At 31.2% G+C, this 15,344-nt stretch carries 15 protein-coding genes; 7 read left to right on the forward strand and 8 right to left on the reverse strand.

All coding sequences use genetic code 11. The annotated features are described in order from the left end of the window. Positions 1-35: 35 nt before the first annotated feature. From D1869_RS07875 to D1869_RS07890, 4 genes are read left to right on the forward strand one after another with little or no spacing between them, the layout of a single operon-like run. Positions 36-710, forward strand: coding sequence for an endonuclease III domain-containing protein (locus D1869_RS07875; protein ID WP_156014622.1), 675 nt, complete (start codon positions 36-38; stop codon positions 708-710). Beyond that, positions 679-1,248: a ParB N-terminal domain-containing protein gene (locus D1869_RS07880; RefSeq protein ID WP_010979447.1), complete on the forward strand. Its 570-nt coding sequence runs from the start codon at positions 679-681 to the stop codon at positions 1,246-1,248. Before D1869_RS07875 ends, D1869_RS07880 begins: the two co-directional genes overlap by 32 nt. Then, the gene (locus tag D1869_RS07885) at positions 1,238-2,620 is read left to right on the forward strand and encodes a glycosyltransferase family 2 protein (protein ID WP_184650925.1); all 1,383 of its coding nucleotides are present in this window, start codon (positions 1,238-1,240) and stop codon (positions 2,618-2,620) included. The genes D1869_RS07880 and D1869_RS07885 overlap by 11 nt, the downstream gene beginning before the upstream one ends. Positions 2,621-2,666: 46 nt before the next feature. After that, positions 2,667-5,282, forward strand: coding sequence for an ATP-dependent helicase (locus tag D1869_RS07890; protein WP_184650940.1), 2,616 nt, complete (start codon positions 2,667-2,669; stop codon positions 5,280-5,282). 245 nt (positions 5,283-5,527) lie between these two features. Here D1869_RS07890 and D1869_RS07895 read toward each other — a convergent pair whose 3' ends face one another. Together D1869_RS07895 and D1869_RS07900 are read right to left on the reverse strand one after the other, a co-directional pair. Further along, on the reverse strand, positions 5,528-6,430 hold the full coding sequence (locus D1869_RS07895; protein WP_156014625.1) for a CBS domain-containing protein: 903 nt from the start codon (positions 6,428-6,430) through the stop codon (positions 5,528-5,530). Positions 6,431-6,469: 39 nt separating this feature from the next. Next, positions 6,470-7,153 carry a DUF2192 domain-containing protein gene (locus D1869_RS07900; RefSeq protein WP_052846962.1) on the reverse strand — a complete coding sequence of 228 codons (684 nt, stop codon included), beginning with the start codon at positions 7,151-7,153 and terminating at the stop codon, positions 6,470-6,472. Positions 7,154-7,207: 54 nt separating this feature from the next. Here D1869_RS07900 and D1869_RS07905 point away from each other — a divergent pair, with 54 nt between their 5' ends. Then, on the forward strand, positions 7,208-7,597 hold the full coding sequence (locus D1869_RS07905; RefSeq protein ID WP_156014626.1) for a hypothetical protein: 390 nt from the start codon (positions 7,208-7,210) through the stop codon (positions 7,595-7,597). Here D1869_RS07905 and D1869_RS07910 read toward each other — a convergent pair. Continuing rightward, entirely contained in the window at positions 7,584-7,895 is a 312-nt protein-coding gene (locus D1869_RS07910) for a helix-turn-helix domain-containing protein (protein WP_156015937.1), read from the reverse strand. The genes D1869_RS07905 and D1869_RS07910 overlap by 14 nt on opposite strands. A gap of 52 nt (positions 7,896-7,947) precedes the next feature. On the opposite strand from D1869_RS07910, the gene D1869_RS07915 reads away from it, so the two are divergent. Next, complete coding sequence (locus D1869_RS07915; RefSeq protein ID WP_156014627.1) at positions 7,948-8,814, forward strand: MDR/zinc-dependent alcohol dehydrogenase-like family protein; 867 nt, start codon at positions 7,948-7,950, stop codon at positions 8,812-8,814. On the opposite strand, the gene D1869_RS07920 is transcribed toward D1869_RS07915, so the two are convergent. Then, positions 8,797-9,999: an aminotransferase-like domain-containing protein gene (locus D1869_RS07920; protein WP_156014628.1), complete on the reverse strand. Its 1,203-nt coding sequence runs from the start codon at positions 9,997-9,999 to the stop codon at positions 8,797-8,799. The genes D1869_RS07915 and D1869_RS07920 overlap by 18 nt on opposite strands. 44 nt (positions 10,000-10,043) lie before the next feature. Between D1869_RS07920 and D1869_RS07925 the strand changes: the two genes are divergently transcribed. Beyond that, entirely contained in the window at positions 10,044-10,835 is a 792-nt protein-coding gene (locus D1869_RS07925) for a nicotinamide mononucleotide deamidase-related protein (protein WP_010979458.1), read from the forward strand. Here the strand turns inward: D1869_RS07925 and D1869_RS07930 are convergent. Genes D1869_RS07930 through D1869_RS07945 form a run of 4 tightly spaced genes read right to left on the reverse strand, consistent with a single transcriptional unit; the run spans position 10,822 to position 15,291 of the window. Next, the gene (locus D1869_RS07930) at positions 10,822-11,589 is read right to left on the reverse strand and encodes an alpha/beta fold hydrolase (protein ID WP_156014629.1); all 768 of its coding nucleotides are present in this window, start codon (positions 11,587-11,589) and stop codon (positions 10,822-10,824) included. The two genes, D1869_RS07925 and D1869_RS07930, sit on opposite strands and share 14 nt — an antisense overlap. Further along, positions 11,589-13,211, reverse strand: a complete 1,623-nt coding sequence (pheT, locus tag D1869_RS07935) for a phenylalanine--tRNA ligase subunit beta (RefSeq protein ID WP_156014630.1) — start codon at positions 13,209-13,211, stop codon at positions 11,589-11,591. The genes D1869_RS07930 and pheT overlap by 1 nt, the downstream gene beginning before the upstream one ends. Further along, entirely contained in the window at positions 13,198-14,607 is a 1,410-nt protein-coding gene (gene pheS, locus D1869_RS07940; RefSeq protein WP_156014631.1) for a phenylalanine--tRNA ligase subunit alpha, read from the reverse strand. The genes pheT and pheS overlap by 14 nt, the downstream gene beginning before the upstream one ends. Then, positions 14,608-15,291 carry a metal-dependent hydrolase gene (locus D1869_RS07945; RefSeq protein WP_156014632.1) on the reverse strand — a complete coding sequence of 228 codons (684 nt, stop codon included), beginning with the start codon at positions 15,289-15,291 and terminating at the stop codon, positions 14,608-14,610. It lies immediately after the preceding gene. Positions 15,292-15,344: the final 53 nt, after the last annotated feature.

Below are 15,344 nucleotides of genomic sequence, written 5' to 3' on the forward strand. Positions count from 1 at the left end.
TCAAACCTTTTTAAGGTAAATAGCAAATATACCTAGTGTGTAACCCAAAAGAACTTTTAAATAAATTATCTAATGTTTATTCTATAGACCCAAAGGATTTTGTAGCATACTATGTGTGTAAAAACACAAGTGATGTGTTTAAAACATTTGTTGCCACAATTCTCTCACAGAATTCTACTGATAAAGCAACATATGTTGCATATAATAATCTTGAAAATAAAATTGGAGTTACGGTTGATAAGATTTTAAGCATAAGTGAAGATGAACTTAAGGAAGTTATCAAGATTGTAGGTCTTTCCAATTCAAAAGCAAGGTATATAAAGAATATAGCATTATTTTTCAAAAGAAATAAAATAGATGAGCTTACAAGACTTCCTTGCGATAAATTAAGGGAATTATTTCTTACTGTAGACGGAATTGGTGAAAAAACCGCTGATGTTGTTCTGGTAAATTGTTTTAAATGTAAGTTTTTCCCAGTGGATACACATATAAAAAGAGTTATGAGCCGTCTAGGTATTTTAGGGTCAAAACCACAATATAAGGAAATTGCCAATTTCTTTATTTCATCACTTAATGAAGATGAATTGCTAGAAGCACATCAATTGATAATACTTCACGGAAGAAAAACTTGCACTGCAAAAAAACCTTTATGCGATAAATGTGTAATAAATTATTGCTGTGAATATTTCTCTCGAATGGGTAAGCACTAAGGATTTATTACCTCATGAAGATATCATACCCTCTATAGTAGAAGAAAATGTTTTAAATATAAAGAAAAAACAAAAAATTGTTCCTATAATAGTAGATACCAATACTAATCTTATATTAGACGGTCATCATAGGTATTATGCTTTTATAAAATTAGGAATAAGGAAAATTCCTGTATACTATGTAGATTATAGGAGTAGTAATATAATTGTAAATACATGGTATAGGTTAATTTACCCTCCACTGCTGTTATCCTTAAATGTAAATGGAGAGTATTGTGTAACAGATAAAGGAACTAAAATTTTGTGTGATAATTCGCTTTATAAACTATACTGGCGACAAAATATGTTAGAGCAAATTCTAATAAAAAATGGTTATAAGATTATAAAAAATTTTAAAGAAGGATTATATATTCCTCCTTTAGAAAAAGAATACGTTATTAGTATTGCTCTAAAAGGATTGAGATTTCCACCAAAATCAACTAGGCACGAGTATAAATTTTATATAGCTAAAGAAGAAATTGGGATTAATGAATATTAGTTGGTTACTTCAGTTTTTAATATTTCTTTACCCAGCATTATTTGTTACGTATCAAATGTATTTGTATAGGATTGCTAATAATACTATTAATTCAGATCATATAGAAATTAAAAATTATCCCTTCTTATCTATTATTGTTCCTACAAAAGGCGAAAAAATATCTATTATTCAAGGCTTGATAAAAAATATCTCGGAATTAATATGGGATAAAGACAAAATGGAAGTAATTATTGTTTCCGATGATACAGAAGAATATTTTGAAGAAATAAAGAGCAAGCTTATTATTCCAGAAGGTTTAAAAGTATATTTATATAGAAGAGAAAAGAAGCTGGGTTATAAGAGCGGTGCTTTATTATATGGATATGAGAGGTCTAAGGGTGAGTTAATATTAACTATTGATGTAGATTCCAGGTTACAGAAAGATGCACTTGTAAAAGCTTATTCTAGAATGATAACTAATAACTGTGATGCTGTAGCTCTACAATGGGTAGGGTATTCAGAGAATACTTATTCTAAACTAGCTAAGGGCATAATGGCTTCTACTTTTTTTGCTAGTAAAGCTCTCTTTGAAGGTAAAGAGAAGATTCACTTAACTGTTTTCCCAGTAGGTAGTGGTACACTGTTTAGAAGGGATGCATTAGAAAGTGTTGGAGGATGGGACTATAAAATAATTCAAGATGACCTAGAAATAGGTACAAGATTAATAAATAAAAATAAAAAAATATGTTCTTCTGGTGTGCCAATTTATATTGAAGTGCCTGACAATTTCTTTTCATTCTATATTCAGCAAACAAGATGGGCTATGGGTACTGGGGAAGTTATTAGAAATAGGTTAAGATATATAATAACAGCGAAAGTTGGCTTACTAAAAAAAATAGATATGATATTTCATTTATTACAATATACTCCGATTCTCTTTACATTTATAGGATCAGTGATATTAGTAGTATTAGCTCCTTTTATTAATTATGATCCTTTAAAAACTCCATTATTTCTATTTTGGGGCATTATATTAGGTTTATATGCATATATAATTTATGAGGTTGCCATAAAATTAGGTTTTAGGAGAAGAGACGCTATATTCTCGTTAGGTAGGGTATCTGGATTTACAGTAGCAATCTCACCATTTATATTCTATTATTTTCTAAAAGGTTTATTAAGCAATAGAAAAACCTATATTATTACACCAAAAGGTGGAAATAAAATAAGCAAGCAATATAGGACGATAATTATTATAGGGCTTCTAGGGATTATATATACCCTTGCTGTTATAATATATTTGTTACACCATAACTATTTTACCTCTTTATGGTTAGCCTACTATTCTTCCGGTTTCTTGTATACTTTATTAACTTTTAACAAGGAATTATGAACAAATCTTTTTAATAGCCTAACTAGTTATCTACATCTGGATGGAAATTAATTATACAAATTACTTTACCGATGATGAAATACTAAGTATGTTAACGTTTCAAGTAGCACGTTGGTTTAAAGAGAAATATAAGACCTTTACTCCTCCTCAGCGTGGTGCTATACCCTTAATAAAGATGAATAAAAATGTCTTGGTATCTAGCCCTACTGGTAGTGGTAAGACGCTCGCAGCATTTCTTGGAATACTAGATACATTAATAGATTTGGGATATAAGAATCAATTAGAAGACAAAATTTATGCTATTTACATATCCCCTTTAAGGGCTCTTAATAATGATATGAAAAGAAATCTATTCGAACCTTTACAAGAACTAAAAGAGAAAAACCCAGATTTACCCGAAATAAGAATTGCTGTAAGGACTAGTGATACTTCTTCCTATGAAAAGCAAAAAATGTTACGAAATCCTCCTCACATTCTGATTACAACTCCAGAATCGTTTGGGATTTCCCTTGTTTCCCCAAAATTTAGAGAGAAACTTAGTGATGCAAAATGGATTATAGTTGATGAGATTCATGAATTGGCTAATAGTAAACGAGGAGCTTATTTGATGGGTATGTTAGAATTATATCAGGCCCTAGTTGCAAAAAATGAGTTAGTAAGAATAGGCTTAAGTGCTACAGTATCTCCTTTAGATGAGGTAGCAAAGTTCTTAGTTGGTAAAGATAGAGAATATAATATAGTAGACGCACGATTTGTAAAACCTATAGATATTAGAGTAATTTCGCCAGTGAAAGATTTAGTTCATGCAACAGAAGAAGAAGTAAGTCAAGGAATATATTCATACTTGGTAGAAGAAATAAAAAAACATAAAACAACTTTGATTTTCACTAATACAAGAAGTGCGGCTGAAAGAGTATCGTATAAATTAAGGAAAATTTTTGAAACCGAGAAGATTTTTGACAGTGATTTAGTAGCAGCACATCACAGTAGTCTTAGTAGGGATGTAAGATTAGAAGTAGAGGAAAAGTTAAAAAGGGGAGAGTTAAAGGTAGTCGTATCATCTACTAGCCTAGAGTTAGGAATCGATATAGGATACATTGATCTAGTTATTCTTCTTAGTAGCCCAAAAAGTGTAAGTAGATTGCTACAAAGAATTGGAAGAGCTGGGCATAATATAAGGAATATAAGTAAAGGTAGAATTGTTGTTGTAGATAGGGACGATTTAGTAGAATGTACAGTTTTAGCTAAGTTGGCTAGGGACAGAAAGATAGATAAGATTCATATCCCAATGAAGCCTTTAGATGTTTTGTCTCAGCTTATAGTTGCTGCTTCTTTAATTACTCCAATTAACAAGGAAGAATTATTCAGAATTATAACTAGGGCTTATAATTATCATAACTTAGATTATAAAGAGTTTGATTCTGTCTTGTCGTATTTACAAGGTAGTTATGAGCTAGAAGCTAAAAATGTCTACTCTAAGATTAGAGTTGAAAATAACGTAATTAAGCCTAAAAGAGGATCCAGAATGATATTCTTTTTAAATAGTGGTACTATTCCAGATGAAGCAAATATAGCAGTAAAGACAGAAGATGGAAAATACGTAGGCAATTTGGAAGAGGACTTCGCTGAAATTCTAATTCCAGGTGACATATTTGTATTATCAGGGAAGACTTATGAGTTTATTAGAAGTGAAGGTAACCTAGCAATTGTTAGAAGTGTTGAAGGTCAAAAGCCAACGGTTCCAAGTTGGTTCTCAGAAATGCTTCCCTTAGCTTACGATTCTGCATTAGAGGTTGGAAAGTTTAGGGGCTTTGTGGCTAATTTGATTGAAAAAGGTATTGATGAGAAAGAAGCTATTGAGATTATAGCAAAGGAATATGAAATTAGCAAAAATGCAGCTTGGTCTATATATGAGTATGTATTAGAAGAGTACTTATTTACAAATGGTATTGTTCCTACTGCTAAATTAATTTTAATAGAAATATACGATGATGAAGAGAATAGGAGAAATTTTATATTTCATGCTCTATATGGTAGAAGAGCTCTTGACGCATTATCTAGGGCAGTAGCTTTCGTAGTTAGTGAAGAATTAAATTTAGATGTAAGAATATCTATTACCGATAATGGTTTTATTATAACTATACCTAAAATTATAGATTATGACATTAAAGGTGTATTATATAAGTTAGACCCTGATGAAATGTATGATATATTATCTAAAGTTATATTAAGAACAGAAATGATAAAGAAAAGATTCAGACATTGCGCCGAAAGGTCCTTTATGCTTTTAAGACGTTATAAGGGAAAGGAAACCAGTATTGATAGAAGACAACTTAATTCAGAGATTTTACTAAATGTAGTCAAGGAATATGAAGGGTTTCCAGTATTGAAAGAAACAATAAGAGAAATATTAGAAGATTATATGGATATAGAAAAAGCTATAGAGATAGTTAAAAAAGTGAGAGAAGGAGAGATAGATATAAAGGTTATAGGTCCTAATAAAATTCCTAGTCCATTTGCTCATAACATTATCTTGAAAGAGCACTCTGATGTTGTGTTAGCTGAAGAAAAAAGAGACTTACTGAGAAAGTTGCATGATAAGGTTATTGAATTCTTGAGGAATAAGGGAATTAATATCGATCTCAAATATACTGAAATTTGATATTCTATAGGATTTCACACAGTTGTTACTAACTATAATCCATGGAAAATTCCAGTAAATCATACCTATTATATCAATGATACTAGGCTCGCAAGAATCTTTGTGAGTATGTATAATAGCTTTGATTTTTGGCAAGTATTTATAAAATTCTTCTGTGTTAATTTCAAATCTATTTTCATTTTTAGATACATTTTCAACATAAACAATTGTATTGTCTTCTAAGAGAATTCCAATTTTCTCTTTTCTCAAGGAGTTATCAACTCCTCTAAACCCGCTATCGTCTTAAGTATATCAGTTCTAGTCACTATTCCTATAACTTTCTGATCTTGATTATATACTAGAAGTCTACCCACATTATATATTAACATTTTCTTTATTGCAGTTAAAATATCGTCTTCGTCTCTTATACTAATAACATTAGTTTTCATGTAATCACTTACTTTCGCATCATATTTTCCTTCAAAGAAAGCCTTGATTATATCAGCCGTAGTTAAGATTCCTAATGTTTTTCCTTCATTGTCAAGTACTGGTGCTCCTCTGATTCCTTCCTTGTAGAATATTTGAGACGCTTCTTTTAAAGTCATATCCGGTTTTAGGGCTACTAATTTCTTTGAAATCAAACTTTTTATCTGAACTTTTGGTATACTAATCATTCTGGTTACGTCTGCGATTAATTCTTTTCTTGTATCATCAATATGTATAACAACTCCTTCTATTACAAGTCTAGTGTAGGGAATAGGACCGATCTTTATAGAATCTCCCACTTTTAATTTTCTTAAGTCACCGTTTACTCTTAAAAGCACTTTATTCCCAGAAGGGTTTGTAATATCAAGAAGTTCAATATTACTAATTTTTATGTCCGTTTCTAGTCCATCCTTATATAAACTTATTTGATCAAATACCGGTGTAATAATTGGATTTTTGATAGACTCATAAGCTTTTAAGGTAGGAACGTAACCACCATTAGGACCCGGTTTAGATTCTATTAAGCCTAAGACTTTAAGGCTAAGAATTATGTTTCTAACTGTTCCCTCATCCTTTCCAATAACGTCAGCAACTTCTTTGCTTTTTATCATCCTTTTATATCTGTTATATAGGTCTACTAATGCTAGAAGTATTTCCCTCTGAGTAGATGATAGATTCTGCATCAATAATTATAATACAAGTTTAGGTTTAAAAATAATTCCCTAAGAAAATATTCTTTTTAGAATTTTTTGATTAATGTTAAATACTTCTGAAGCTATCAAACTAATATATTCTTGCCTTGGTAAAGGATATTTTATTCCAATGTTTATAGCTATTACTTTTTTCATAACTTCTAATGACATTTTATCTCTTATACTTTTTTCTGCTATTCCTTCAGCTATTTTAAAAGCGGTATAAAATCTTGAGAAGCTAACTGCAGTATGCTTTAAGTCATCTAAAGCTGTATTATTTAGATTCCTTATTGCATTAAACAAGATTTCCTCGGGCTTAAATGAAAACACTGTTTCAATAAATGCTAGCCTCAGAGACTTCGCAACATTGCCTTTGTCTCTATCAAGTTTTTCGTAAGCGTCTAAAGGTTTATTTTCTAGTATAAGTTTTAGGGCATCATCATAGTTTATTTCAAAACTAAAGAGTCTATTAAAAACGTCTCTATAATCATCAAATAGTCCTAATCCGTCTTTTCCTACGACATATAGGCTAATTAATTCTTTCTCATATAGATCTTCTGCTTTAAAACCTCTTATAGGTTTTATACCTTTTTCCTCATAAGACTCCTTAAGTAGCTCAATAACATCGCCCCTAGCTAAATTTTCATCTTGCAATATTTTGCTCCAAAGATCGGTGAGTACTTTGACGCGTTCTTTGTAAATCTCTTTAACCATACCGTTTTTATTAGCACTCCCCCTTAAAAAAGTATTAAAATTAATCATAATAACATGAGCACAACAGAAGAGACGCTTAAACCTAATATTGTTCTGATATCAGCTTCAGATCTAGAAAATGAAATAAAGCAATTAGAGGATAAAATTAAACAAATTAATAATAATAATAATATAGAGTTTGAAAAAATAAAATCAGAATTAGATAAACTACATACAATAACAGGTTGGTTAAATATAGCAAAATCACAAGGCATATGGAAATCAAAGACTTGTAGATACGTAAATAATGACTCATGTTCAGCTTGGAGTATAAGTGAGCCCGAAAAATTGGGTATTCCACAAGATGCCATATTTGTTACTGAAAATGGTTCCAAAAAAGTTGTAGTAGCAAAGTTCCCGGAATTATGCATAACATGTCCTTTATACGAGCCTAAAAAGATCTAATTATGATGTTTTTAATTTTTTCACTATTAAAATAATTATTTTTTATGAATTCCTCAAGACTTTCCACTATATCTTCGATTATTATCTCGTATATTCTTTCTTTTTCCTCCTCATCAGCTATTTCTATTGCTCTCTCTATAGTTTCATCACTTGGATGCGTTAATCCATTTAAAAATTTGGTTATAGCAGAGGGCGATATGCCTAACTCTTCTGCCAACTCTTTTTTACTTCTCTTTTCTAGTAAAAGACTTATTATTCTCTCTCTAGCATCCTTACTAAGATTATGTACAATTCGCATAATCATTACTTTTTCCTTAAATTTAATAATAGCTTACCATAATTAGTATTGAATGAATGCAATAGTATTTGATTTAGGTATTACAATGAAAGATATCGTTGAAAAGCCTATTAAAAATGATTTCTTACTAGTATCTCCCATAAAGGTATTAATATCTGGAATAGAAAACTCAATTTATACTGGGTTACTTTGGATACATCCTGGAACAATATTAGGAAGTACTGGGATTGTAAAAATTGACACAGTAGGTTTAGATGTCGACACTCAATTGGAAGGAAAACATGCTATTGTTTTACCTTATTCAAAAAAATACGGTGGGATTGGGACAGAAATCGATGGTATATTAGTTGAGAAAGCTGTTATTCCAGATGATTCAATAGTACCTCTTCCGCCAGATTATATAGAAAAATTCGTTTTATATCCTTTCGTTAGTATCGGATTACAGCTAAGGAAAATAACAAGAGGTGAAAATGTTCTAATTATAGGTGATGGGTTAACGGGGTTAATTTCTGCACAGATGCTTGTAGGTTATGCAAATAAAATTAGTATGTTTAGGGACGATGCTTATAAAGTAAAGATTTATGGAGTTGAAGAAGTCAAAGAAATCGATAATGCGAAATGGGAAGTGATATTAATTACAACTATGAGGAGCTGGCCAAGGGCTGTATTAAGATCTTTACCTATTAATGCTGTAATTATAATGCCTAAGTTTATGAATACTTGGCCTGCTCTGAGTCCTAATAATATAAAACTGATAGAACCTGCAAAAATTAATGGAGTTTTCGAATATATAGAAAATGAAATTAGTGATAAATTCTTTAATGAACTTATTGGGATATCTGATGATCTATTCTCTTCAATTCCCACGTCAAAACCTGGAATTATAATAAATGTAGAAAAATTATTTAAGAAAATCTAGTATAGTATTTCCTAGAATTTTTATACCTTCTTCTAGTTCTTGTTTAGTAGGATAGCTGAAGTTTAATCTCATAGTATTCCTCCCAGAATAATCATGGTAGAAACTAGATCCAGGAACATAGGCTACTCCTCTTCTCATGCTTTCCTCTAACATCTTTACTGTATCTACTTTTTCTGGTAACCAGGCGAAAACAAACATTCCTCCAACTGGTCTGCTCCACCTAGCTTCTTTCGGGAAGTATTTCTCTATTGCTGCTAGCATTACATCTCTTTTTTCTCTATATACTCTTCTGATCAATGGTAACTGATTTTGTATAACTCCTCTTTTTATTGCCTCCATTGCTATCATTTGAGTAAGTGTAGGAGTATGCAAATCTATATTCTGCTTGTATAACTCCATTTCTCTTATAAACTCTTCTTGTGCTACAACCCATCCTAATCTTAAACCTGGCGCTAAAATTTTACTGAATGTAGATGTATATATTACTCTTCCTTCTTTATCTAAACTTATAAGTGGTGGTGGTGCTTCTCCGTCAAAAACTAAAAAGCCATAAGCATCATCTTCTATAAGTAAAAAGTCGTATTTCTGAGCTATTTCAAGAAGTCTTTTCCTATCATCTAAACTCATTGTTGTTCCTCCAGGGTTTTGAGCTGTAGGTATAACATACATTAGCTTCGGTTTTTTGCCATTACTTATGCTCTCTTTTACTTTTCTCTCTAATTCATCAAGGTCTGGACCATTTTGTGTAAGATGGACGCCAATGAAATTGGGTTTTCTCGCTCTAAGAATATTAAGTGCAGCAAGATATGTGGGCATTTCCACGATTACAGTATCTCCCGGGTCTACTAGGAGATTAAATATCATAAATAAGGCTTCTTGGCTTCCTACAGTTACGAATGTATTATTTTCATTTATACCGCTTATTCCTCTGTATCTTGATAGGTTAACAAGCTCTTTTTTGAACTCAGTTATCCCAGACGTTGTTGAATATTGTAGGGCTCTATCAGGTTTTTCTCTGAGTACATCGTCAGTTATTTTTCTAATCTCTTCAACGGGAAAAGTAGTAGGATCTGGTAAACCGCCAGCTAAACTAATAACTTTTTTTCCTTCAGTCAGTTTTAATAAATCTCTAATTTCTGACGACCTTAAATTTGATACGTCTTTTGAAAGAAATCTTTCGAACATGCTTTCACAACCCTATATATACTTAAAAGTTTTTATCTATTATTGTGGAGATTTGGTACGCTGAGATAATAAACATTGGAAATGAGATTCTTACTGGAAGAACAATTAATACTAATGCTTCTCACATAGCAAGGAGATTAACGTCATTAGGATATACCGTAAGAAGAATAACGGTAGTTAGAGATGAAATTGAGGAAATAGTTTCCGCTTTCAGAGAAGCTATTAATAGAAGACCCAGAATTATTATATCTACTGGTGGTTTAGGTCCCACTTATGATGATAAAACTAATGAAGGTTTAGCTAAGGCATTAAATATAGAGTTAGAATTAAATGAAATTGCTTACAAAATGTTATTAGAAAAATATTCCAAACTTAACATAGAAATAACTGAAGAAAGAAAGAAAATGGCAATAATGCCTAAAGGTTCAATCCCAGTAGAAAATAATGCTGGTGTAGCTCCAGGGATACTTATTGTCTATCAAGGTATAACTATTTTAGCCACACCAGGAGTACCTAAAGAAATGGAAGATGTACTGGAAAATTTCATTAAAAAATATCTGAAAGATAGACCTAGTGTTAAGTATTTAGAAACGAGTTTTCTTTTAGAAGGTGTAATGGAGTCGACTATTGCTCCATATGTGAAACAGCTTGTTAAGAAATATGATTTATATATAAAAACTCATCCTAAGGGACAAGAATTATCAAAGCCAATTCTTGAAATTCAAATAGCCGGCAGTTCAGAAAATGAAGCAGAAATAAAAGAAAGAATTCAAAAAGCATTAGAGGAATTAAAAGAAATAGGGGTTAAACTAGGTGGAACAATTATACAAAGTTAACTATAGCTTCTATTAAACCTTTTGGCTCCTCTAGATTTAAGAAGTGTCCGTAACCCTTAAATGTTTGTACAGTTAAGTTGCGTATGTTCTGCTGGAAAACAGTAACGTTTGCAGATAATTTATCTTTATCGCCATAAATTAGTAATACATTACTATCTATTTTTTGTAATTCCTTTGAGTAATCTTTTGCTGAAAGTAAACCTTCTACAGCATATTTATAGCCTAAAGGGGTGTTTTCATTATAAATATTAATAAAGTCTTTCCATAAAGTCGGATTATTTATTAAAGAGTTTGAGAGTTCTCCCTGACTTCTACGATATTCTGCTAATGCTACCATTCCTAAATTCATGGCTATTGAAACATATTTCTGATAAGGTTCAGGGTTAGGTGCTTTATATAAAGCTCCTATTAAAATAAGTTTCTTAACATAATTATTTAAAGCGTAATCTATTGCTATTAGAGAACCTATAGAATGTCCAACAATTATTGGGTCTTCTATTCCAAGTTCTTCTATTAGCCCCTCTAAATCTTCTGAGTGTTCTTCTATTTTGTATGGACCTGGAGGAATTGAGGATCTACCATGTCCTCTTAAATCGTATACAAGGACCCTAAATTTTTCGGATAATACTGGCGTAATATACTTCCAACTGTTAATGCTTCCTGCAAGATGATGAATTAGAATAATAGTTTTATTTTCGTATTTTCCTCTATCTTCATAAAAAATTCTAATTCCATTTGAAAGATAAGCGAACATTAAAGTATGTCTTTTATTTCATCTAAATAAATTTCACTCATAACAATTGGATATTCAATACCTAATTTTTCCAGTATATTTGGATTAACTTCGCCAATAATACCTATCTTTTTATTATTTGCATGAATAGACGCAATCCTTCCCTCTATAAAGAGAGGATGAGTATCTCTTTTATATACAAGATTTATTCCAAGACTATTTAGAATTTCATGAAGCGGAGCTTGCAGTTCCTCAAAACTTACTCTACTATTCATAATCGCATATGCAGCATTTAATTTATTTGAATAGCCAGTTTCTGTATTCTCGTTTCTAATTACAACGTCTCCTATTTCGAAGACTCTAATAGGCATTCTAGCGTGTTGATTTTTGCTTAAGAATATTAATATGCTTGGTAAAAGTGAGTTTCTTACTGAATTATAGTCAACTGTAATTGGGTTAAGTATTTTAACAAAGTCTCCAAGAAGAAATGATTCGTTAATCAAAGTAAATGTAAATATCTCTGTAAATCCTCCTCCAATGCTTAAGTCCCTTAATATTCGTATTAACTTAGTTCTATTAGATAAGGAGCCCATTTTTTCTATTTTATATGGTGATGGTGACAAATTGTTGTATCCATATGTAATTGCAACTTCTTCTGTAATATCTATTTGAGACAAGATATCATTTCTATACGGGGGAATTATAACTTCTATTTCTTTTCCTAGATCGTTAACATCAAACCGAGCCATTTTTAAATATTCTATTATTTCATTCTTATTCAGATTTGTTCCAAGAATTTTATTTATATATTCTGCTGTAATCTTTATAGATTTATGTTGAAGCAATGGAGATTTATCCACATATGGTGAAATTACTTTTATTCTACCAATTTTTCCGCCCATTTCCGCAAGATTAGTAACTATAACATCTAGTGTGAATATAACTGTATCAAGTGAAGTTCCAGTAACATCTATGAAAAGGCTTTGCGTTTTAGTGTTAATCCTAGTTTTTTCTGAATTTATAACTGGTGGTAAACTTAAAATTTGCCCATCATCTTGCATTATTGCTGGCATCTTTCCATCTAAAAGTGAAATATTTCCATATTCTTTTCCCTGAGGCGTTGATTCAAGGATCTCTCTTACGCTCATTTCTTTATCTGAGTTTAATGGAATGAATTTATAGTCTAAATTAACAGTTGTGTAGATAATATGTTTAGAATCTATTTTCTTTAAATCATGTAATCCTATAGCAATTTTTTTCCTTTTTCTCCCAACAGTTATATGAAGTTTCTCTTGAAATTGAATAAGTTCCTTTAATAACTCATCATCAAACTTAATATCTTCAACAACAGCTGCTAGAGCATAAGGTCTACTTGGTACTTCTTTAATCTCAAATACGTAATCAGTATCTTTGACGCTATATCTTGGTTCTCCTAACTCTTTCTTAAGAAGCCCCTTTATTGATCTAATAATTCCATAAACAAATAGTAAATCTGGCCTATCATTGTTTATTTCTATCTCTATATGATCTTGGTCTATTGGTTTCATTTCAGACTTTAGATTAAATAATAAATCCTCTAATTGGGTTTCACTAATTTTTAACTCATTTAATAGTCGCCACTTGTATATATTAATTGTCGGCATTTATCTCAACCTTTCTATTTCTTAGGTATTCAATATCTGTAGCATATAATAATCTTATATCTTTAAGACCAAGAAGTAACATAGCTAATCTATCTATTCCTAATCCCCATGCACCAGCAGATGAGTTAATTTCAACTGCTTCTAGGATTTCTGGTCTTAACAAACCTGCCCCAGCCATCTCAACCCATCCTAATCCCTCTATTTTTCCGTAAACTTCCACGCTTGGTTCAGTGAATGGAAAATAGGCTGGTTTAAATCTTATTTCTTTAATTCCGATACCGTTGAATATTTCCTTAAGAGTACCTAATAAATCTCTAAAAGTGAAATTATCTTCTATTACTAAACCATCTAGTTGATGAAATTCAATTAAGTGCGTAGCATCTATCGAATCTGGTCTGAAGACTTTACCTATCGTGAAAACTCTTATTGGTGGTTTAGGTCTTGATGCTAAAACTCTTGCAGTAGTTGCTGTAGTTTGACTTCTTAACATAAGTCTCATTGAAATATTGACATCCCAATTATACTTCCATCCTCTCTCATGGATTTGTTTAACTCTCTCTATTAATTTCTCGTCGGTTAATTTACCTTTACCACTTATTGCAAAACTATCATGAATTTCTCTAGCAGGGTGGTCTTGAGCTTGAAATAGAAGATCAAAGTTATAAAATTCTATCTCTACATAATCACTGTATACTTCTTTAAATCCTAAGTCTCTCATTAAATCTCTTAATCTCTCTAGGAATTCTTTAAAGAAATGTTTTTTCCCTATAGGGTAAAAAGGAGGATAAGCTTCTACGTTATATTCCCTTAAAGCATATTTTTTCCATTCCCCGCTAGCTAAAAGCTCTGGAGTTAAAAATATTAATGCCGGTTTGATTTCTAAGGGTTCTCTTATAAGTCTTATATTCAATATTTTTTCCTCTTTTTTTATGAGTAGTTTTCTATTTAATAATTGCTGCAAAATATCTTTGTTTGCTTTTTCTGGATTTATTAATGCTTCTTTTTCTTCCTTTGCCTCATAGTCTTTAACAAGTGGTATGACTGTATCTCCATCTATTTTTACAAGCCCTTTTCTTTTAGCCCATCCAATAGAAATTTCAAAATCTCTTCCTAGTTTATCCTTTAATTCATGTATTTTTTTCTCTTTTCCATCTAATAATTTAACTAGTTTTTCCTCCGGAAAACCCTCCTTTAATCTTCTTTTTCCTTCATCAGTAAGCTCATATTTTATAACTTTTTTTTCCTCAACTTCTATGTATCCTTTTTCTTTTAGTAACTGTGAAATACTGAAAACACTTTCTATGGGTATGTTAAGTTGTTTGCTTATATCCTCAGCTGAAGCTTCCCTTTTCTTACTTAAATACTCGAGAATTTTAATCTCGCTTTCACTTAACATCTATAACTCCACACTCTGCCCTGGCTGAAGTACTAAAGCTTTATATCCTCTTTTTGAAACTTCTTTTACAAAATCATTAGGATCTACTTTTATTAGATCCCATGTATTATAATGAATAGGAATAGCATACTTCTTTGGTTTAAGCATTTCGACAGCAATCGCAGCTTGATAAGGATCCATAGTAAAGCGCCCTCCTATTGGTAAAAGAACGTAATCTGGTTTAAAGATCTCTCCAATAAGTTTCATATCCTCGAATAATCCAGTATCTCCAGCATGATAAATTGTAACTCCTTCTCCACTTACAATAGCCCCAGTAGGATCGCTATGTTCGCTCGAGTGAACAGCCTTAGTTAATGCTAACTTTATGCCATCAAAATCTATGTAACCTCCTACATTTGCCGGGATCATTCTTTCCCAGGGTATATTAAATTGAGTAGCAAGATAATTTTCTAAATCGTAAGTTGCAAATAGATAAGCCTTAGGATTTATTTTCATTAGTTCAACAGTATCTCCTAAATGGTCATAATGGTCATGAGTTACTATTATTAAGTTTAAATTATTTTCAAAATAATTTAATTTTACTGGTGATACTGGATTATCTTTTATCATTGGGTCTATTAAAATATGCTTACCGCCTAGATTTAATTCAACTGCTGCGTGACCTAGCCATCTTAATTGTGGCATATACAAAGTTATTTTAAAGGAAAAAATTAAAGTTTCTATTCCTTTGTTACAGT

This window comes from Sulfurisphaera ohwakuensis, assembly GCF_009729055.1.
Lineage (GTDB): Archaea > Thermoproteota > Thermoprotei_A > Sulfolobales > Sulfolobaceae > Sulfurisphaera > Sulfurisphaera ohwakuensis.